The 20,088-nt window shown below is 71.0% G+C and carries 20 protein-coding genes; 4 read left to right on the forward strand and 16 right to left on the reverse strand.

From position 1 onward, the window contains the following. Window position 1: 1 nt before the first annotated feature. Together uvrA and ACFQ7C_RS15435 are read right to left on the reverse strand one after the other, a co-directional pair. Window positions 2-2,953, reverse strand: a complete 2,952-nt coding sequence (gene uvrA, locus ACFQ7C_RS15430; protein ID WP_378902973.1) for an excinuclease ABC subunit UvrA — start codon at window positions 2,951-2,953, stop codon at window positions 2-4. 88 nt (window positions 2,954-3,041) lie between these two features. Beyond that, complete coding sequence (locus tag ACFQ7C_RS15435) at window positions 3,042-3,485, reverse strand: MarR family winged helix-turn-helix transcriptional regulator (RefSeq protein WP_378902976.1); 444 nt, start codon at window positions 3,483-3,485, stop codon at window positions 3,042-3,044. 37 nt (window positions 3,486-3,522) lie between these two features. On the opposite strand from ACFQ7C_RS15435, the gene ACFQ7C_RS15440 reads away from it, so the two are divergent. After that, window positions 3,523-3,783: a hypothetical protein gene (locus tag ACFQ7C_RS15440; protein ID WP_378902979.1), complete on the forward strand. Its 261-nt coding sequence runs from the start codon at window positions 3,523-3,525 to the stop codon at window positions 3,781-3,783. A 15-nt stretch (window positions 3,784-3,798) separates the two neighbouring features. Here the strand turns inward: ACFQ7C_RS15440 and uvrB are convergent, their stop codons facing one another. The 3 genes from uvrB to coaE all read right to left on the reverse strand — a co-directional run bounded on the left by uvrB (window position 3,799) and on the right by coaE (window position 7,275). Continuing rightward, complete coding sequence (gene uvrB / locus ACFQ7C_RS15445) at window positions 3,799-5,880, reverse strand: excinuclease ABC subunit UvrB (protein WP_378902982.1); 2,082 nt, start codon at window positions 5,878-5,880, stop codon at window positions 3,799-3,801. 81 nt (window positions 5,881-5,961) lie between these two features. After that, the gene (locus ACFQ7C_RS15450; RefSeq protein ID WP_378902985.1) at window positions 5,962-6,624 is read right to left on the reverse strand and encodes a hypothetical protein; all 663 of its coding nucleotides are present in this window, start codon (window positions 6,622-6,624) and stop codon (window positions 5,962-5,964) included. Between the two features lie 27 nt (window positions 6,625-6,651). Next, window positions 6,652-7,275, reverse strand: coding sequence for a dephospho-CoA kinase (gene coaE, locus ACFQ7C_RS15455; RefSeq protein WP_378902988.1), 624 nt, complete (start codon window positions 7,273-7,275; stop codon window positions 6,652-6,654). Window positions 7,276-7,778: 503 nt separating this feature from the next. Between coaE and ACFQ7C_RS15460 the strand changes: the two genes are divergently transcribed. Beyond that, on the forward strand, window positions 7,779-8,522 hold the full coding sequence (locus ACFQ7C_RS15460; RefSeq protein WP_378902991.1) for a response regulator transcription factor: 744 nt from the start codon (window positions 7,779-7,781) through the stop codon (window positions 8,520-8,522). Between the two features lie 26 nt (window positions 8,523-8,548). On the opposite strand, the gene ACFQ7C_RS15465 is transcribed toward ACFQ7C_RS15460, so the two are convergent. From ACFQ7C_RS15465 to ACFQ7C_RS15500, 8 genes are all read right to left on the reverse strand, one after another. Then, window positions 8,549-9,715 carry a hypothetical protein gene (locus tag ACFQ7C_RS15465; RefSeq protein WP_378902994.1) on the reverse strand — a complete coding sequence of 389 codons (1,167 nt, stop codon included), beginning with the start codon at window positions 9,713-9,715 and terminating at the stop codon, window positions 8,549-8,551. Beyond that, on the reverse strand, window positions 9,712-11,385 hold the full coding sequence (locus tag ACFQ7C_RS15470) for a sensor histidine kinase (RefSeq protein WP_378902997.1): 1,674 nt from the start codon (window positions 11,383-11,385) through the stop codon (window positions 9,712-9,714). Before ACFQ7C_RS15470 ends, ACFQ7C_RS15465 begins: the two co-directional genes overlap by 4 nt. Window positions 11,386-11,460: 75 nt before the next feature. Further along, entirely contained in the window at window positions 11,461-12,129 is a 669-nt protein-coding gene (locus ACFQ7C_RS15475) for a hypothetical protein (protein ID WP_378903000.1), read from the reverse strand. A gap of 101 nt (window positions 12,130-12,230) precedes the next feature. Continuing rightward, entirely contained in the window at window positions 12,231-12,740 is a 510-nt protein-coding gene (locus ACFQ7C_RS15480) for a GIY-YIG nuclease family protein (protein ID WP_378903003.1), read from the reverse strand. Window positions 12,741-12,922: 182 nt separating this feature from the next. Further along, a complete protein-coding gene (rpsA, locus tag ACFQ7C_RS15485) occupies window positions 12,923-14,371 on the reverse strand; it encodes a 30S ribosomal protein S1 (protein ID WP_378903006.1) in 1,449 nt (482 codons plus the stop codon). Between the two features lie 290 nt (window positions 14,372-14,661). Continuing rightward, entirely contained in the window at window positions 14,662-15,447 is a 786-nt protein-coding gene (locus ACFQ7C_RS15490) for a PH domain-containing protein (protein WP_378903009.1), read from the reverse strand. Window positions 15,448-15,449: 2 nt separating this feature from the next. Continuing rightward, on the reverse strand, window positions 15,450-15,617 hold the full coding sequence (locus ACFQ7C_RS15495) for a hypothetical protein (protein ID WP_157005503.1): 168 nt from the start codon (window positions 15,615-15,617) through the stop codon (window positions 15,450-15,452). A gap of 116 nt (window positions 15,618-15,733) precedes the next feature. Continuing rightward, window positions 15,734-16,783, reverse strand: coding sequence for a zinc-dependent alcohol dehydrogenase family protein (locus ACFQ7C_RS15500; protein WP_378903013.1), 1,050 nt, complete (start codon window positions 16,781-16,783; stop codon window positions 15,734-15,736). Window positions 16,784-16,837: 54 nt separating this feature from the next. Here ACFQ7C_RS15500 and ACFQ7C_RS15505 point away from each other — a divergent pair, with 54 nt between their 5' ends. Then, on the forward strand, window positions 16,838-17,131 hold the full coding sequence (locus tag ACFQ7C_RS15505) for a DUF503 domain-containing protein (RefSeq protein WP_378903016.1): 294 nt from the start codon (window positions 16,838-16,840) through the stop codon (window positions 17,129-17,131). Window positions 17,132-17,134: 3 nt separating this feature from the next. Here ACFQ7C_RS15505 and ACFQ7C_RS15510 read toward each other — a convergent pair whose 3' ends face one another. Further along, window positions 17,135-17,779: an NAD(P)H-binding protein gene (locus tag ACFQ7C_RS15510; RefSeq protein WP_378903019.1), complete on the reverse strand. Its 645-nt coding sequence runs from the start codon at window positions 17,777-17,779 to the stop codon at window positions 17,135-17,137. A gap of 92 nt (window positions 17,780-17,871) precedes the next feature. Beyond that, window positions 17,872-18,267 carry a VOC family protein gene (locus ACFQ7C_RS15515; RefSeq protein WP_378903022.1) on the reverse strand — a complete coding sequence of 132 codons (396 nt, stop codon included), beginning with the start codon at window positions 18,265-18,267 and terminating at the stop codon, window positions 17,872-17,874. Window positions 18,268-18,347: 80 nt separating this feature from the next. Here ACFQ7C_RS15515 and ACFQ7C_RS15520 point away from each other — a divergent pair, with 80 nt between their 5' ends. Next, window positions 18,348-18,929, forward strand: a complete 582-nt coding sequence (locus tag ACFQ7C_RS15520) for a TetR/AcrR family transcriptional regulator (RefSeq protein ID WP_378903025.1) — start codon at window positions 18,348-18,350, stop codon at window positions 18,927-18,929. Between the two features lie 4 nt (window positions 18,930-18,933). Here the strand turns inward: ACFQ7C_RS15520 and ACFQ7C_RS15525 are convergent, their stop codons facing one another. Next, window positions 18,934-20,028 (reverse strand): NAD(P)-binding domain-containing protein, encoded by a 1,095-nt coding sequence (locus tag ACFQ7C_RS15525; RefSeq protein WP_378903028.1) that lies wholly within the window; start codon window positions 20,026-20,028, stop codon window positions 18,934-18,936. Between the last annotated feature and the right edge of the window lie 60 nt (window positions 20,029-20,088).

Genomic DNA, 20,088 nt, shown 5'->3' on the forward strand with positions numbered 1-20,088 from the left:
CTCAGCCGGCCTTGCGGGCCTCGACGAGCTCGGTGACCGCGTGCGTCGGGGCGCGCAGGCCGAGCACCTCGGCGAGGAATGCGCCCGTGTGGCTGCCGTCGGCGCGGGCGACCTGCTCGGGCGTGCCGGTCGCGATGACCTGACCGCCTCCGGCACCGCCTTCAGGACCCAGATCGATGACCCAGTCCGAGGACTTGATGACATCGAGGTTGTGCTCGATGACGATGACGGTGTTGCCCTTGTCGACGAGCCCGTTCAGCACCTCGAGGAGCTTGCGCACGTCTTCGAAGTGCAGGCCCGTGGTCGGCTCGTCGAGCACGTAGATCGACCGGCCGTTGGTGCGCCGCTGCAGCTCGGTGGCGAGTTTGACACGCTGCGCCTCGCCGCCCGAGAGGGTCGTGGCCGACTGGCCGAGGCGGACGTAGCCGAGACCGACGTCGACGAGGGTCTTGAGATACCGGTGGATCGCCTGGATCGGCTCGAAGAACTCCGCCGCCTCGGCGATCGGCATCTCGAGCACCTCGGCGATGTTCTTGCCCTTGTAGTGCACGGCGAGGGTGTCGCGGTTGTACCGCTTGCCGTGGCACACCTCGCAGTCGACGTACACATCAGGCAGGAAGTTCATCTCGATCTTGATCGTGCCGTCGCCCGAGCACGCCTCGCAGCGGCCGCCCTTGACGTTGAAGCTGAAGCGTCCGGGCTGGTATCCGCGCACCTTCGCCTCGGTCGTCTCGCTGAAGAGCGTGCGGATGCGGTCGAACACGCCGGTGTACGTCGCCGGGTTCGATCGCGGCGTCCGCCCGATCGGCGCCTGGTCCACGTGGACGACCTTGTCGAGGTTGTCGAGGCCCGTCACGCGCGTGTGCTTGCCGGCGACGCGGCGCGCGCCGTTGAGGCGGGTCGCGAGCACCTGATAGAGGATGCCGTTGACCAGCGAGGACTTGCCCGAGCCGCTCACCCCGGTCACCGAGGTGAGCACGCCGAGGGGGAAGTCGACCGTGACGTTCTTGAGGTTGTTCTCGCGCGCCCCGACGACCGTGACCTGGCGCTTCTTGTCGATCTTGCGCCGCTTCTTGGGGGTCGGTATGGCGCGCCGGCCCGACAGATAGTCGCCGGTGATCGAGTCGGGGTCGGCGAGGAGCTCGCCGATCGGGCCCGAGTGCACGACCTCGCCGCCGTTGACGCCGGCGCCGGGGCCGATGTCGACGACCCAGTCGGCGGCGTGGATCGTCTCTTCGTCGTGCTCGACGACGATGAGCGTGTTGCCCAGGTCGCGCAGCGCCACGAGCGTCTCGATGAGCCGTCGGTTGTCGCGCTGGTGCAGGCCGATCGAGGGCTCGTCGAGCACATAGAGCACGCCGGTGAGGCCGGAGCCGATCTGGGTCGCGAGCCGGATGCGCTGCGCCTCGCCGCCCGAGAGCGTCGCCGCGGCCCGGCTGAGGCTCAGGTAGTCGAGGCCGACGCGGATGAGGAAGTCCAGCCGAAGGCGGATCTCGCGCAGCACCTGCGCGGCGATCGTCGCCTCGCGCTCGGTGAGTGTCAGCTTCGCGAAGTACTCGCGCGCCTCGCCGAGGCTCAGGCGCGAGGCATCCGCGATGGAATGGCCGTGCACCTGAACGGCCAGCACCTCCGGCTTGAGCCGCGCACCGTCGCACACCGGGCAGGGCACTTCGCGGAGATACTCCGCCCAGCGCTGCCGCTGCGTGTCGGACTCCGCCTGCGTGTACTGGCGCTCGATGTAGGGCACGACACCCTCGAAACCCGACGAGTAGCGCATCTCACGCCCATAGCGGTTCTTCCACCGCACGGTCACCTTGTAGTTCTCGCCACGCAGGACCGCTTCGCGGACCTCGGACGGCAGCTTCTTCCACGGCGTGTCGAGCGAGAACGCCAGGTCGTTCGCGAGCCCCTCGAGCAGGCGCTCGTAGTACTGGAAGAGGCCCTTGCCCTGCGTCGTCCACGGGATGAGGACGCCGTCCCGGATCGAGAGGTCTTCGTCGCCCAGCATGAGCTCGACGTCCACCGACATACGGGTGCCGAGCCCTGAGCAGGCCGGGCACGCACCGAACGGCGCGTTGAACGAGAACGTGCGCGGCTCGATCTCGGTGAGCTGCAGCGGGTGGCCGTTCGGGCACGCGAGCTTCTCGGAGAAGGACTGCCATGCGGCGTCGCCCTCCTCGTCGACGAAGTTGACCTGCACCACGCCGCCCGCGAGCGAGAGCGCGGTCTCGACCGAGTCGGTGACGCGATCCAGGATGCCGGGCGCCGCGACGAGGCGGTCCACCACGACCGCGATGTCGTGCTTGTAGCTCTTCTTGAGCGCCGGCGGCTCGGCGAGCTGGATCAGCTCGCCGTCGACGATGGCGCGCGCGTAGCCCTTCGCGCCGAGCTCCTTGAAGAGGTCGACGAACTCGCCCTTCTTCTGGGTGACGACCGGCGCGACGACCTGGTACCGCGTGCGCTCGGGCAGCTCCATGAGCTGATCGGCGATCTGCTGGACGGTCTGGCGCTGGATGACCTCGCCGCACTCGGGGCAGTGCGGCACCCCGATGCGCGCCCACAGCAGACGCATGTAGTCGTGGATCTCGGTGATCGTGCCGACCGTCGAGCGTGGGTTGCGGTTGGTCGACTTCTGGTCGATCGACACCGCAGGGCTGAGCCCTTCGATGAAGTCGACGTCGGGGCGGTCGACCTGCCCCAGGAACTGCCGGGCGTATGCGCTGAGCGACTCGACGTAGCGGCGCTGGCCTTCGGCGAAGATGGTGTCGAACGCCAGGCTGGACTTGCCGGATCCTGACAGACCGGTGAAGACGACCAGCGAATCGCGCGGGATGTCGAGATCGACGTCCTTCAGGTTGTGCACGCGGGCACCACGGACGCTGAGCTTTCCGCTGGTGCCGCCGACGGAGTTTCCGGGCATGTTTGCGGGCAGGGCGACAGGGACGATGGGCACCCGACAAGTCTAGGTGGGGGTTCCGACACGGGGGCTGGGAGCCGTTCGCCGTGGGCGAAGAGTCCGCCTCCGCCGGGCGCAGGACACGTCAGCGGGCGCCGGCGAACGGCTGCAGCGCGTCGCGGAGAGCCATCAGCGCGGCGGCATCCGTCCCCACGCTCGCCATGACCTCCCCCGGCACCTTCAGCGCCTGCGCACGGAGCCGGAGGCCCGCCTCCGTGAGGCGCACGTCGAGCACCCGCTCGTCGTCGTCGCGGCGCGAGCGCGTCACGAGCTCCTGGGCCTCGAGACGCTTCACCAGCGGCGAGAGCGTCGCCGGCTCGAGCGCAAGCTCGGCGGCCAGTTCGCGCAGCGACCGGGGCGACCGCTCCCACAGCGCGAGCATCACCAGGTATTGCGGATGCGTCAGACCGAGCGGCTCGAGGATCGGACGGTACAGACTGACGACGTTGCGTGCCGCGGTCACCAGCGCGAAGCAGACCTGATTGTCGAGCCTGAGCAGATCGTCGGGGCTGAGTTCGGCATCCGTCACAGAAAGATCCTAGCGTGCACTAATCGTTAGTACACTAATGAACATGCCACACACGGATGCCTCCGCCCCCGACCGTCGTCCGCTCCGCGAGCGCGTGCGCGAAGCCGGCGGCTGGTACGCGTTCCTCAACTCGAACCTGATCCGTGTCGCCGGCCCCGCCGCTGTCGGACCCTACGAGACCACTCCCCCGCCGAGCCAGGCGGAACGGGCCGAGCGCGCATGCCCGCTGTGCGGCGCACCGATCTCCCAGCACACGTTCGACCGGTCCGGGCCGAAGCCCCTCATGCACTGCCCGTGAGTCCGGGGGTGCGGGTCAGGCGTGACCCGCCCGCTCCATCGCGCGCAGCTCCTTCTTGAGGTCCTGCACTTCGTCGCGCAGGCGCGCGGCGAGCTCGAACTTCAGCTCTCCCGCGGCGGCGAGCATCTGCTGGCTGAGGTCGGCGATCGTCGACTCGAGCTGCTCCGCCCCCTCGGCCGCAATGCCCTCGCGCCGCAGCTGCGGTGTCGGGCTCTTGCCCACGCCGGACTTGGTCTTCGCCGCGGCCTTCCCCCGCAGCATCCGATCGGTGTCGGATGCCTCGCGGGCGAGCACCTCGGTGATGTCGGCGATGCGCTTGCGCAGCGCCTGGGGCTCGATGCCGTTGGCGGTGTTGTAGGCGATCTGCTTCTCGCGACGCCGGTCGGTCTCTTCGATCGCCTTGGCCATCGAGTCGGTCACCGTGTCGGCGTACATGTGCACCTGACCCGACACGTTGCGGGCCGCGCGGCCGATCGTCTGGATGAGCGATGTTCCGCTGCGGAGGAACCCCTCCTTGTCGGCGTCCAGGATGGACACGAGCGAGACCTCGGGCAGGTCGAGGCCCTCGCGGAGCAGGTTGATGCCCACGAGCACGTCGTAGACGCCGGCGCGCAGCTCGCTGAGCAGCTCGACGCGGCGCAGCGTGTCGACGTCGGAGTGCAGATAGCGCACGCGCACGCCGTGCTCGCCGAGGAAGTCGGTGAGTTCTTCGGCCATCTTCTTGGTGAGCGTCGTCACGAGCACGCGCTCGTCGCGCTCGACGCGGATGCGGATCTCCTCGAGCAGGTCGTCGATCTGCCCCTTGGACGGCTTCACGACGATCTCGGGGTCGACGAGACCCGTCGGGCGGATGATCTGCTCGACCACGCCGTCCGCGATGCCCATCTCGTAGCGGCCGGGCGTCGCCGACAGGTACACGGTCTGGCCGACGCGGTCCTTGAACTCGTCCCAGCGCAGCGGGCGGTTGTCGAGCGCGCTCGGCAGCCGGAACCCGTGCTCGACGAGCGTGCGCTTGCGCGAGGCGTCGCCCTCGTACATCGCCCCGATCTGCGGGACCGTCACGTGGGACTCGTCGATCACCATGAGGAAGTCGTCGGGGAAGAAGTCGAGCAGCGTGTGCGGCGGCTCACCCGGTGCGCGTCCGTCCATGTGGCGCGAGTAGTTCTCGATGCCCGAGCAGAATCCGAGCTGCTGCAGCATCTCGAGGTCGAACGTCGTGCGCATACGCAGGCGCTGGGCTTCGAGCAGCTTGTTCTGCGACTCGAGCTCTTTCAGCCGCTCGGCGAGCTCGTCCTCGATGGTGCCGATCGCGCGCTGAACGGTCTCGGTGCCGGCGACGTAGTGCGACGCCGGGAAGATCGGCACGCTGTCGAGGCGCTGCACCACGTCGCCGGAGAGCGGGTGGAGCATGAACAGCGCCTCGATCTCGTCGCCGAACATCTCGATGCGGATCGCGTACTCCTCGTACACCGGGATGATCTCGATCGTGTCGCCGCGCACGCGGAAGTTGCCCCGCGAGAAGTCCACGTCGTTGCGGTTGTACTGCATGGCGATGAACTTGCGGATGAGCGCGTCGCGGTCGTACACCTCGCCGACCTGCAGCGCCACCATCGCGCGGAGGTACTCGTCGGGCGCGCCGAGGCCGTAGATGCACGAGACGGTGCTGACGACGACCACGTCGCGTCGGCTGAGCAGCGAGTTGGTCGTCGAGTGGCGCAGCCGCTCAACCTCGGCGTTGACCGACGAGTCCTTCTCGATGAAGGTATCGGTCTGCGGGACGTACGCCTCGGGCTGGTAGTAGTCGTAGTAGCTGACGAAGTACTCCACCGCATTGTGCGGCATGAGCTCACGGAACTCGTTCGCCAGCTGCGCGGCCAGCGTCTTGTTGTGCGCGAGCACGAGGGTGGGCCGCTGCACCGCCTCGACGAGCCAGGCCGTCGTCGCCGACTTGCCGGTGCCGGTCGCGCCGAGCAGCACGACGTCGGTCTCGCCGGCGTTGATGCGCGCTGCCAGCTCGGCGATCGCCTGCGGCTGGTCGCCCGACGGGGCGAATTCGCTCACGACCTCGAACGGTCGCACGGATCGAGTGGTCTGCACCAATCCAGCGTAGGCGCGACCCCCGACATCGGGGCGGCGTTCGCGACGAGCGGATGCTGCGACCCGCCGCCCGGCCGTGGTTCAGCCGCCGAAGCCGCCCCCGTCGAAGCCGCCGAAGCCCCCACCGTCGTAGCCCCCTCCGGGCATGATGCCGCCCATGTCGACGGATCCGCCGTCGTGCACGCCTGCGACGCCGTCCGACGGCCCGAAGAATCCGGCGTCGTAGGTCGCGCCCACCCACGCGGGATCCGACGCGATCGTGAGGGATCCTGCTCCCACCGTGAAGTAGGCGGTGATCGCGCTGGAGACCAGCACCTGGTTCGCGACCACGGCCATCACGCCGGCGCTCATCAGCACCGCTCGCGCGTCCACCGCGTCGCGCGGGTCGGAGGTCGGACGGTCCTCCTCGGCGACGGCGACGGTCGTGGCGGCTGCCGGACCCGCGGCGTCCTTCTCCGCTGCGCGCGCGGCGCGATGCTCCTCGGCGCGTCGCACCAGCTTGGCGATGATCGTCGGATCCTCGGCGGCGGCGTCACGCTCCGAGTCCGCGAGGAACGGCCTCAGTCGCTCGAACATCTCGCGACGGCGCTCCGGCGGCACGTCCGCGAAGGCGGATGCATGGGCGCTCTCGATCACCGACGCGGGCAGCGTGTTGAGCAGGTAGACGTAGCGCGCGATGCGCTCCTCGTCGGTCGTCGCACCGTACGGGGGCTTGCGACGCCGGAACCGCGAGAACACGGACATCTGGCACCTCCTCGATCCGTCTCCAGATTACGACCGGGCGACGCGCTGCGCGACGTGCTCGTCGAGCGACGCCCACAGCTCGTCGGCCTGGCGCTCGGTGGCCTCGAGGGCACCGGCCGTGTCGATCACCACGTCGGCGATCCGCAGACGGGCCTCGTCGGGCACCTGCGACGCGAGGCGGGCCGCCGCATCCGACTCGGTCATGCCCCGGAGCTCCACGAGGCGCCGGAGGCGGACGTCCTCGGGTGCGTGCGCCACCACGATCAGCTGCCAGGGGTCGTCGACGCGCGCCTCGACGAGCAGCGGCACGTCGTAGACGACGACGGCGCCGGGATCGGCCGCGAACGCCTCAGCGAAGCGACGCGCGGACTCGGCGCGCACGGCGGGGTGGACGATCGCGTTGAGCTGCGCGATCGCCGCGTCGTCGCCGAACACCCTGCTGCCGAGAGCGGCGCGGTCGAGCGAGCCGTCGGGGCGCAGCATCCGTTCCCCGAAGGTCGCCGCGATCGCGGCCAGTACCGGCGAACCGGGCTGCTGGACTTCGCGCACCAGCTGGTCGGCGTCGACGACGACGGCGCCGTGCGCGGCGAGCCGGCGGGCGATCGTGGACTTTCCCGAGGCGATGCCTCCGGTGAGGGCGACGAGCGGCATGGTCCGAGCATGCCACGTCGGTGCGCGATCATGACGGCCGCGCACCCGGCAAGCCTGGGCGGTTCCTGAGGCGGGCCTGAGCGGGAGTTGAGGAGCCGGCGATAGCCTCGGGGCACCCGAAGGACAGATCCAGCCGTGCAGCACTGGGGAGGGCGGGAGATGAACGCCGGACGCGACATCGTGGCGACCGACGCAACTCCGCCCCGCCGCACCCGCCGGATCGTCCTGAGGTACGGGCGAGCCGCGCGCGTGGGGACGACTGCGGCTGCGCTCCGTGCACCGAGGACGCGCGCAGGGCGGGACATGGGGATGACTCCCGCCCTACGCGCGGCCCGCGGTCCGGAAGCGCCGTCCTACGGACACGAGCGGGGCCCCCTGGCCCGCCGCCGGTCCGGAACCATCCTGTGATGGACCGCCCGCCGCACCCGTTCCGGAGCGCGTTCTGGGATATCATGACCGACGTCCAGGATCCGTCGACAGCACCGGATCCGGAGGGTGCATCGGTGGAAGAAGCGCGGGTCGCGGTCGTGATCGAGGACGAGGAAGACATCCGTTCTCTCCTTTCGACCGTGCTCGCCCAGGCCGGATTCGAGGTGCACGGGGCGGCCAACGGCGCCGACGGCGTCGAGCTCGTGCGCGAGCATCGCCCCCTCGTGACGACGCTCGACGTGAACATGCCGGGGATGGACGGGTTCGAGACCGCCAAGCGCATCCGGGCCATCAGCTCGACGTACATCGTGATGCTCAGCGCCCGCACGGAGGAGATCGACGCGCTGCAGGGGCTCGAGGCCGGCGCCGACGACTACGTCGCGAAGCCCTTCCGCCCCCGCGAGCTGCGCGCCCGCATCGACGCGATGCTCCGCCGGCCGCGGCACGTGGCGCCCGCCGACCCCGACACCCCGACGGAGACGGATCCGCCCGACGGCATGTGGCTCGAGCACCACGGCCTGCGCCTGAACGCGTCGACGCATCTCGTCACCGTCGACGATCAGGACGTCGAGCTGACGCGCAGCGAGTTCGACATCCTCGCCGACCTGCTGGTGGCGGGCCGGCGCGTGCGCGCGAAGTCCGATCTCGCCCTCATGCTGCGCGGCGACCAGTACGCCGTGAACGACTTCGTCTCCGACAGCGACGCCCGCGCCATCGAGGTGCACATGGCGAATCTGCGGCGCAAGCTGGGCGAGTCGCCCGCGCAGCCGCGCTGGATCGAGACCGTCCGCGGCGTCGGGTACCGCCTCACCGCGTGACGCGCACCCCGTGACGCGGTGCCCCGCTACTCCCCCTCGTCGACGAGGACGGACGTCTCGACGTTCGCAGCGGCGCGGCTCGCCGCCTCGCGGGCGACGCGCATGAGCTCCTCGGGGTCGTACCCTGCCGTCTCGCTCAGCGCCACGCCCACCCCGACGACGGGGATCACTCCCCCGCCGACCTTGCCGAGGTCGTCGAAGAGTCCGCGGTAGATGGCCCCCGCCTGGCGACGCGCCTCCTGCGGGGAAGCGACGGCGAGCCCGATGACCAGCCCGGTGTGCCCGTCCTGACCGACGACGGCGTTCGTCGGCGCGTGATGGCGCACGCCGCTGCGCCACGTCGCGGCGACCGCGCCCGCGACATCGCTGCCGAACGCCGTCGAGATCTGGTCGAGGTCGTCGAGGCGCACCGCGGTCACGGCGATCGGCTCGTAGCGGCGCTCGGCGCGCCGGCACATGCCCTCCAGCACGGCGGCGAACGACGCGTCGCTGAGGATGCCCTGCTCCTCGTCGACCGCCTGGGCCTCGCGCATGTAGCCCCGCATCGGAGCGCGGCTCGCACGCAGCACCGAGGTCACGACGACGGCCACGATCGTCAGCGTCACGGTGAGGTAGCTCGTGCTGATCGTCCCGAAGGCGGTCTCGAACAGCGCGCTGTCGGGACCCGAGGTCACGAAGGCGGTGGTGCGCGACACGTAGTACAGCGACTGGAATCCCAGGACCGCTCCCAGCACCCACGCTGTCCGCGACTCGCGCATGTCGCCGCGGAGGCACTCCACGGCGCCCGCGCCGGCGAAGCACAGCAGCGGGACGAACATCCACAGCGCGCCCGCCCAGTCACCGCCGTCGTCGCCCTCGACCGCCACGGCCGCGGCCGCCGCCACGACCGACACGGCGACGAGGACCGACGACCAGAGCATGTCGCGCCGGTTGAATCGACGGCATCCCAGCCACATGCAGCCGGTGCCTGCGACGAATGCGGCGTTGCCGATCGCGATCGCCCACCACGCGCCGTCGGACTGGGCCCAGATCGTGTAGGCGAGCGTCGTGAGCATCGCCGCGAGGAACGCGATCGACCAGATGCGGCCTGCGCCCTCGTCCCGCCGCAGCAGGGTCTCGAGGATGAACAGCACGCCGCTGACGTTGACGACGAGGGCCGTCATGATGAGCACGCTCGTCAGGTCGAGGGTCATCGTCCGTCTCCTTCCGGGCCGATCGCGGGCAGCTTCACGATGAAGGTCGAGCCGACGCCCGCCGCGCTGTGCAGCGCGAGCTCGCCGCCGTGCGCGCGCACGATGTCGCGCGTGATCGCGAGGCCGAGGCCCGTCCCCGCGCGACGTTCGCCGCCGGCCTTGTAGTAGCGCTGGAACAGGCGCGAGCGGTCGGCGTCCGAGATGCCGACGCCGGTGTCGCGCACGAGGATCCAGCTCGACGTGCCGTCCGTGGTCGTGCCGACGAACACCGTGCCGCCGTCCTTGTTGTAGGCGATGGCGTTCGACACCAGGTTGTCGACGACCTGCCGCAGCCGCAGCGGGTCGGCCCACGCCGTCGCGGGCTCGAGACCCGTCTCGTCGATCGTGATGGCGCGGGCAGCCGCCCGCGGAAGGGCGTCGGCGGCCGCGGCGCGCACGAGGTCGCGCGCGTCGATCGACTGCGGGGCGAGGGATGCCTCGACCGACGACGGCGACGAGCTCGACGCCGCGAGGATGTCGGCCACGATGCGCAGCAGCCGCTCGGCGTTGCGCTCGGCGACGTCGAGGCCGGCCCGCACCGCGTCGGGGGTGTCAGGGTCCTCGATGGCGAGGTCGAGGTATCCGAGGATCGAGGTGAGAGGGGTGCGCAGCTCGTGCGACACCGAGGCGACCAGCTCGTCACGCGCACGGAGCGCCGTGAGCTCCGCGGTGACGTCCCGCGAGACGACCACGGCCCCGGCATCGCCGCCGTCGGGATCGGTCAGGCGGCGCGCGGTGATCGTCAGCGCGCGCCGCGGGCCCGGCTCCTCCCCGAACCACACCACCTGGTCGTCGAACGCCTCCCCCCGGCGCGCGCGTTCGAGCGGAAGCTCGTCGAGAGGCAGCGGCGAGGTGCCATCGTCTCGGAACGCCGGCACCTCGGTGCCGTCCAGGTCGGGTTCGAATCCCTGCAGGAGCTTGCCGTGGGCCTCGTTCGTGACCGCGACCCGGCCACTCGACCCCATCCGCACGACGCCGAAGTCGACGGCGTCGAGCACCTCGGTGACGACCTGCTCCTGCCGGCGGGTGCGCGCGAGCACGCTTGCCAGCAGCTGCGACTGCTTCGCCAGGAGCATGCGTTGCGCGTCCGAACGCCGCGCATTGAGGTGGCTCGTCGCGGCGACGGCGACGATCACGAGCGGCAGAAGGAAGGTCCGATACGTCACCTCGGCGGAGCTCAGCGCCGTCAGCACGCTGACGATCCCGGCGATAGCGACGATGACGCCGAACAGCCCGAGCAGCCCGAACCCGCCGGCGAGCCACGTCGCAGGGAAGATCCACAGGAGCCCCAGCGCCGTGTCGGGCGCCGCGACCTGCATCAGCGTGATCGCGACGATGTCGATCGCCGGGACCACCGCGACCCACCCGTACGGCAGGCGGCCCCACGGCACCACGAGCGTGACGGCGGTCACCGCGACCACGAAGACGACGCCGAGGAAGAACAGCACCGGCTCGCCGCCGAACGGCCCGACCGCCACCAGCACGCCGATCGCGAACACCACCCCCGCCAGCAGCAGCTGGTTCAGCGTGGCAGTGCGACCGCGCGTGCGGTCGGCGCCGTCCAGCGCGGTCCCGGCTGTGCGGGATCGCGCAGCGGACGCACCCGGCTCGCCCGGCGTCGCGGCGGTCATACCGCGACGGTAACGGATGCTGCCGCCCTCTGCCCGACGGCGCGCTCGTCGCCGTTCGCACGCGGGCGCGCGGGGTCAGAACCCGAAGTCGCCGAAGTCCCCGAATCCGCCCATGTCGCCGGCCGCGGCGTCGCCGCCCCAGCCGGAGCCCGGGTCGCCGCCCCACCCCGCTCCGGAGTCGGCGCCGGCGTCCACCGCACCGGTCTCGCCGGAGCCGCCCTCGCCGGACCCGCCGTCGGCGGCGGAGCCGTCCTCGTAGCCCTGGTCGTAGGCGAAGCCCGGCGCGAGGAACGAGCTGACGAGTGCCGAGCCGATGACGTAGCCGACAACCGTGCCGAGGATCGAGGAGCCGAGCATCGAGCCGAACGTGGGGCCCTGACGCTGGGGTCCGAGCGTGCGCTCCATGAACCCGGGGTTGGTGTACTCGGCGCGGGTCGCGGCGCGGGCCATCGCCTGCGGGTCGCTCGAGCGCGGCTGCTCCTGCGGCGGGAGACCGGCCGAGAGCTCAGCCAGCACCTGCTGGCGCTGCGGCTCGGTCAGCTTCGCGAAGGCTTCCGCATGCACCTGCTCGACGGTCTCGGGCGGCGCGGTCTTCAGCAGGTACCGGTAGCGCTCGATCGCCACCTCGTCCTCGCTCCGGGGCGGCTGCATGCCGGGCGCCGGGGCGCCGGGGCGGTTCTGCGGGACGGGCGGCGCCTGGCGCTCGCCATCCGTGCTTCCGAACAGTCGGTCGAGGAATCCCATGTGCTGCTCCGTCGTCTCGCGGGGGGGTGGATCCTCACGCTAGGCGCAGTTCCTCGGAAGCTGCTGGAGGATCCACGGCCGTTCTCGCAGAGCGTACGGAGTCATCCCCGCACCGCGAGAGCCTCGCTCAGCCAGCGCGCGTGCAGCTGCCACGGATCGTCGACACCCGCGGCCAGCACGGCGATGTGCGCGGTGAGGGCGTCGGAGCGGCGGAACCATTCCGTGCCGGGGAAGCGGTCGGCGGCGAACTGCGCGTGCCGTCGCTGCTCCAGCGCGCGGCCGCCGCGCTCGAAGGCCAGCAGCTCGTCATGCCAGATGGCGCCGAACCGCTGCCGCGGGTTCGCGCTCGTGCCGATCTTCACGCGGTCGTCGTAGCGCAGGTAGTACACGACGTCGACGCGCGGCGGCGCGATGTCGTCGTCGGGCTGCTCTCCGTAGCGCCACTCGCACACGGCGCACAGCCAGCCCGACGGATAGCGAACGCCCAGCCGCGAGCCGCACAGGCGGCACGGCGACGGCAGCGCGTCCGTGACGCCGTACTGGGCTTCGGCCCACTCCCCCGCCGCCGCCAGATGCGCCTCGCACAGCGAGACGGGAGCGTCCGCAGGCACGGGGCCGCGGCATCCGTCATCGTCCACCAGGCAGGAGACAGCAGGCTCGTTCGCGGGCACACCGCGACGATATCCGCGGCCTCCGACGCCGCCGGGCACGCGAAAGGCCGTCACCCCGCCGGAGCGGTGGTGACGGCCTTTCGAACCAGACGGTTCAGCGAACCGGGCGGCTCAGCTCAGGATCAGCGACCCGAGAGCTTCTCGCGCAGTGCGGCGAGGGCCTCGTCGTCCGCCAGCGTGCCCACCGGGCTGCTGTCGGAAGAGAACGAGGACGCGCCGGTCTCGACCGGAGCGGCGGCCTCGGCCTCGAGGGCCTTGATGACGGCAGCCTTGTGGGCCTCCCAGCGAGCGTGGGCGGCAGCGTACTCCTGCTCCCACTTCTCGCGCTGCTCGTCGAAGCCTTCGAGCCAGGCGTTGGTCTCGGGGTCGAAGCCCTCGGGGTACTTGTACTCGCCGTGCTCGTCGTACTCCGTGACCATGCCGTACAGCGCCGGGTCGAACTCGGTGCCGTGGGGGTCGACCGACTCGTTCGCCTGCTTGAGCGAGAGCGAGATGCGGCGACGCTCGAGGTCGATGTCGATGATCTTGACGAAGACCTCTTCGCCGACCGACACGACCTGCTCGGCGAGCTCGACGTGCTTGCCCGACAGCTCCGAGATGTGCACGAGGCCCTCGATGCCGTCCGCGACGCGCACGAACGCACCGAACGGAACGAGCTTGGTGACCTTGCCCGGCGCGACCTGACCGATCGCGTGGGTGCGGGCGAAGACCTGCCAGGGGTCCTCCTGCGTCGCCTTGAGCGACAGCGAGACGCGCTCGCGGTCCAGGTCGACCTCGAGGATCTCGACGGTGACCTCCTGGCCGACCTCGACGACCTCGGACGCGTGCTCGATGTGCTTCCACGAGAGCTCCGAGACGTGGACGAGACCGTCGACGCCACCGAGGTCGACGAACGCACCGAAGTTGACGATCGACGAGACCGTGCCCTTGCGGACCTGGCCCTTGTGGAGGTTGTTGAGGAACGTGGTGCGCGACTCGGACTGCGTCTGCTCGAGCAGCGCGCGGCGCGAGAGCACGACGTTGTTGCGGTTCTTGTCGAGCTCGAGGATCTTCGCCTCGATCTCCTGGCCGAGGTACGGCGTGAGGTCGCGGACGCGGCGGAGCTCGATGAGCGACGCGGGGAGGAAGCCGCGCAGGCCGATGTCGACGATCAGACCGCCCTTGACGACCTCGATCACGGAGCCGGTGACGACACCGTCGTTCTCCTTGATCTTCTCGACGTCGCCCCACGCACGCTCGTACTGCGCGCGCTTCTTCGACAGGATGAGGCGGCCTTCCTTGTCCTCCTTCTGGAGAACGAGGGCTTCGACCTCGTCGCCGACCTTGACGACCTCGTTGGGGTCGACGTCGTGCTTGATGGAAAGCTCACGCGAGGGGATGACACCCTCGGTCTTGTAACCGACGTCGAGGAGCACCTCGTCGCGGTCGATCTTCACCACGGTGCCCTCGATGAGGTCGCCGTCGTTGAAGAACTTCAGGGTCTTCTCGACCGCGGCCAGGAAGTCCTCGGCAGATCCGATGTCGTTGATCGCGACCTGCTTGGTGGCCGGGGCGGTCGTTGCGGTAGTCATGTAGTGGGTTGTCCTTGTAGGGGTTGGGGTGTCGGGCCCCGGCTTTCAGCGGCTTCCTCCCGCGCGAGCGCGAACGAATGCCTCGAACCGAGGCGAAGCGGATTTTCCAGCGATGTCACTCGAGCCCTTGCGGAAACCGGTCACCGGCGCGAACCGGTACTCAGGCGTGGCGAAACAGCCACACGAGTGACACTCCAGGGTATCAGAACGGCAGGGTCGCCTGCGATGTTCCCGATCCACCCGAAATCGGCGTCCGCACCGGTCGGGGCCCGGCCCGGATCGGGGTCGGATCAGCGCGGAAGCTGGATCGGCGCGGTGTTCGTGCGGTCGGGGTCGAAGGGGGCGGGCGCCGGCGCCGTCTCGCCGCGCAGCTGGGCGAGGCGCTCGTCCTCGCGCCGCTGGGCGTCGGCGAGCCAGTCCCACCCCGACGCGTTGGAGTCGCGCCGCACGTCGGGCACCGGGGCGGTGTGGTTGCGGTCGTCGACGACAGCCGTGTCGGTGACGGATGCCGCGGGCTCGGTCTGCGGCGGCGCCGCCGGTACGAACGGCGCCCCGGCGAACTGGTCCGCGCCGGGCCGCCCCGCCGCGCCGCGCAGACCCGCCTGCTGGATGACGCGCTGGATCGTGAGCCCGCGCTGGTCGGGATCGCCGACGTACTTGATCTCGCGCAGCCCCTGCTCCTGCGCCGCGGACTCGAAGACGAAATGGCCGTAGCCGAAGATGCGGCCGACGAGCGGCTTGTAGACGGAGATGTCGAGGATGCGGGCCAGCGGCATCGTCGCGATGCGCTGCGACAGAATGCCGTGCACCCGGAATACGCGCATGTTGGTGATGACGAAGCGGTCGGTGTGCTGCTCGAAGACCCGCCAGATCGCGTGCACGCACACCGCGGCGCCCAGGAGTGCGGGCACCCACCAGGCCTGCGCCGGCACGAAGAAGGTGAGGAGGAGCACGACGACTCCGCCGAAGAGCTCGAGCACCGCGGACACCGTGGCGGCCCAGTGCTTGCGGACCTCGTCGACGATGTGCTCTCCCTGATCCGAGATCAGGTGCTTCTCGATCCGCGGATCGAACATGCTCAGCCCTGAGCGAGAGCCGTCAAGAAGTCGACCACCGCGACACCGGCGCCCCACACGGCGCCGACCGCGCCCTGCACCGCGTTCGCCGCGTCCTGCGGCCGGGTGATGAGGTAGAACGCCGCGAACGCGATGACGAGCACCACGACGATGCGCTTGATCAGCTTCACGGTCCGGGATCCCTTCGACTTCCTGCTGTTCTACCCCACGAACACCTTTCCGCACGCAGGCGCGCGGGCGCGTCGCGAATCGCGGAGCCGGTGATCCCGGCGCCGCGCCCGCGCGCTCAGGGTCGCAGCAGCACCTTCGTCGCGCGACGCTCGTCCATCGCAGCGTACGCCTCGGCGGCGTCTGCGAGCGGCAGCTCGAGGTCGAACACGCGGCCCGGCCGGATCGCGCCCGAGCGCACGTCTGGCAGCAGCTCCTCGATGTACCCCCGCACGGGCGCGACGCCGCCGTTCACGCCGACGTTGCGGTTGAACATCTGGCGCACCGGCAGCTCGGGTCCGCCGTTGGGCACACCGACGTAGCCGACCATGCCGCCGGGACGCGTCGAGCGCAGCGCCTGGTCCATGGACTCCTTGGTGCCGACGCACTCGAGCACGCGGTCGGCGCCGATCCCGCCGGTGAGAGCGCGCACCGCCTCGATGCCGCCGTCACCGCGCTCCTCGACGACGTGTGTCGCGCCGAACTCGCGCGCGAGCGCCTGCCGCTGCGGGTGACGCGACATCGCGATGATCGTGGTGGCTCCGAGTCGCTTGGCCGCGATGATCGCACAGAGGCCGACCGCTCCGTCGCCCACGACGGCGACGGAATCGCCCGGGCCGACTCCGGCAGAGACCGCGGCGTGGTGGCCGGTGCCCATGACATCGCTGAGGGTGAGCAGGCCAGGGATCTCGGCGTCCGCCACCGGGCCCGGCACGACGGCGAGCGTGCCGTCGGCGAGCGGCACGCGCACGCGCTCGCCCTGGCCGCCGTCGGCGAAGCCGCCGAAGCGGTCGTCACTGCCCCACCACCCGCCGTTCAGGCACGACGTGCTGACGCCGTTGCGGCAGTTCGCGCAGGTGCCGTCGCACACGTAGAACGGAGCGATCACGAAGTCGCCGGGCCGCACGACCTCGACCTCGGCACCCACCTCCTCGACGACGCCGACGAACTCGTGCCCGATGCGGTGCGGCTCGTGCGTCGGCGTGACGCCGCGGTAGGGCCACAGGTCGGAGCCGCACACGCAGGCGGCGACGACGCGCACGATCGCGTCGGCGCCGGTCGACAGGACGGGATCGGGGACGGTCTCGACACGGATGTCGCGGGCGGCGTGGATGACGGTGGCGAGCATGACACGAGCCTAGGACCGCGGGCGCCTGCCCGCGGCCGCTGGCACCATGGACCCATGTGGATCGGGTGGATCGAGTTCGACCTGCTCCTCGGCGACATCCGCTCGCTGAAGGAGAAGCGCAGCGTCCTTCGGCCCCTCGTCGCCGAGTTGAGCCGGCGCACCGAGGCCGCCGCCGCGGAGGTCGGCGAGCACGACCTGCACCGCCGCGCGCGGATCGGGGTCTCGATCGTCGCCTCGGGGTCGTCGCACGTGCGCGACGTGCTCGACCACGCGGAGCGCCTGGTCGCGGAGCACCCGGAGGTGACGCTGCTCTCGGCGCGGCGCGGCCTGCACTCCAGCGAGGACTGAGGCTCAGCCCGCGATCGCGTGGCCGATGAACTCGTCGCCGCCGCCGAACCGGATCGTCCGGCCGATCGTGGTGTCGTCCGAGATCGTCGCGGCGACGACCGCGGCCACATCGGCGCGCGGCACGGCGCCGCCGTCGTCGGGATCGAGGGCGATGCGGCCCGTCGGCGGGTCGAGGGTCAGCGTGCCCGGGGCGAGGATCGTCCAGTCGAGCGCGCTCGCGGCGAGGTGGGCGTCGGCGGCCCACTTGGCGTCTGCGTACGCGAAGAACGACGAGTCAGCGGCCACGCCGTGGTCGGCGCGCGAGCCGACCCACGACACCATCACATAGCGCATCACGTCAGCGGCCGCGGCCGCATCCATCGATCGGATGGCGGCGTCGCGGTCCACGGCGTAGGTGCGCGGCGGGTTCCCGCCGCCGGCGCCCGCCGACCACACGACGACCTCGTTGCCGGCGATGAGGTTCGTCAGCTGGCCGAGATCGAGCGTCTCGACGTCGGCCACGAGCGGTTGCGCGCCGGTGGCCGCGACCTCCGCCTCGTGATCGGCGTTGCGGATGACGGCCGTCACGGTGTGCCCCTGCGCCACGAGCAGGGGCTCGAGCAGCAGCGCGACCCTGCCGTGGCCGCCGAAGATCAGGATGCGGGCCATGGGTCCCCCTTCGTCGTGCGTTCCACGCTATGCCAGCGCCGGTCGACCGCGCATCCCGCAGCGGGCGCGGCGGCGCCCGCGACGATGTCGCCTCACGCGAAGGCTGCGGCGAACTCGGGAGACGGTTCGATCGGCTCGATCACGTCGACGAGCACGCCGCCGGGCGCGGCGACGATGAAATGCCGCTGCCCGAACGGCTCGTCGCGCAGCGTCAGCACGCACTCGAGTCCGCCGTCGACCACGAGGCGCTCGTGCGCAGCACGGGCGTCGTCGACCTCGACGTTGAGGAGCAGGCCGCGCGCCGGCGCGCCGAAGCCCGCGGGGATCGTCGGGTGGTCGCTGGCGAGGAACGCCACCTCGGATCCGTCCCGCACGAGACTCACGTACCAATCCGCCGCGAACGTCTGCGCGAAGCCGAAGTGGTCCTGGAAGAAGCGCGCCGAGGCGGCGGCATCCGTCGTCATCACGACCGGGTAGAAACTCGTCATGGTCTCCATCTCTGCCTTTCCTTTACGTACACTGTGTTTGTAAACCACGATACATACATCGCGTACGTAAAGGAACCCTCATGCCGAGAGCCAGCGCCGCCGCCGCCGCCGAGACCGCCCGTCGCGTGCTCGAGGCGGCGCGCGACCGATTCGCCGCGGACGGATTCGCCGCAGCATCCGTCGACGACATCGCGCGCCGTGCGGGGGTCACCCGCGGCGCCGTCTACCACCACTACGACGGCAAGCTCGGCCTGTTCGTCGCGGTCGCAGAGCAGCTGCAGGCGGAGGTCGCGGCGCGCGTGGTCGCCGAGGCGGAGAAGGAGACGGATGCTGCGGCCCAGCTGCGCGCCGGAAGCCACGCGTTCCTCGACGCGATCACGGACGACCGCGCCGCCCGCATCCTGCTGGTCGACGCGCCCGCCGCGCTCGGCTGGAGCCGGTGGCGGGAGCTCGACGCGGCCGCCTCGGGCAGGGAGCTGCGCGAGGCTGTCGAGGCACTCGGGGCCTTCCCGGAGGGCCTCGTCGAGGCGCTCGCGCAGCAGCTCAGCGGAGCGATGAACGAGGCGGCGCTCTGGCTCGCGGACCGCCCGGGCGATGCGCAGGCGCGCCGGGCGGCGCACGCCGCGCTCGACCTGCTGCTCGTCGCGCTCGCGCCCTCCTGAATCGTCAGGCGGCGAGCGCGACGGGGTCGGCGACGATCGCGCGGACAGCCTCGCGGCCCGCGCGGTTGGCGCCCACGGTCGACTGCGACGGGCCGTAGCCGATGAGGAACAGCCGCGGCTCGTCGATCGAGCGCCCGTTCTCGACACGGAATCCACCCTCGGGGGTGCGAAGGCGGAGCGGAGCGAGGTGATCGAGCGCGGGCCGGAACCCCGTCGCCCACAGGATGACGTCGGCCTGCTCGAACGACCCGTCGGCCATGCGCACGCCGTCCTCCTCGATCGAGGCGAACATGGGGTGCCGCACCAGCACGCCGCGTGCGTCGGCCGCACGAGCCCAGGGCGTCCAGTGCATGCCGGTCACCGAGATCACGCTCCCGGGCGGAAGGCCGCGACGCACCCGGTCCTCGACACCGGCGATCGCAGCCACGCGTGCCGGGATGTCGAAGTCCTCCTCCACCCACTCGGGCTCGCGCCGCGTCACCCAGAGCGTGTCGGCGACGTGCGAGATCTCGTCGAGCAGCTGCACCGCGGAAACCCCGGCACCGACGATCACGACGCGCCGGCCGCGGAACTCCTCGGCCGAGACGTAGTCGCCGACGTGCAGCTGCCGCCCGCGGAAGCGGTCCTGCCCCGGGTAGCGCGGCCAGAACGGGCGCGTCCACGTGCCCGTGGCGTTGATCACGAATCGCGCGGCCCATGTGCCGCGGTCGGTCTCGACCAGCAGCCGCCCGCTCGGTTCGTCGTCGGCGCGGCGCACCGCCTTCACCTGCACGGGCCGGAGCACGTCGAGTGCGAAGCGCTCCTCGTACTCGGCGAAGTAGGCGGGAAGGATGTCGCGGCTCGCCGCGCCCGGATCGGCCGGAGGCACCGCGAACCCGGGTAGCTCGTGGATCCCGTTCACCGTCGCCATGCGCAACGACGCCCAGCGATGCTGCCACGCTCCGCCGGGCTCGGGATTCGCGTCGACGACCACGAACGTCCGGTCGGCGCCGGTCGCGCGGCCCATTGCGACGAATCCGCGCCGCTGGAGGTGGTACGCAGCCGAGAGGCCCGCCTGCCCCGCACCGACCACGATGACGTCGACGGGTGCGGGCTCCATGCCCGGCACAACGACGATCGGCCCGCGGGGATTCCCGCGGGCCGATCGGAGGACGGGTGC

It is taken from the genome of Microbacterium sp. NPDC056569 (genome assembly GCF_042793475.1).
Classification (GTDB): domain Bacteria; phylum Actinomycetota; class Actinomycetes; order Actinomycetales; family Microbacteriaceae; genus Microbacterium.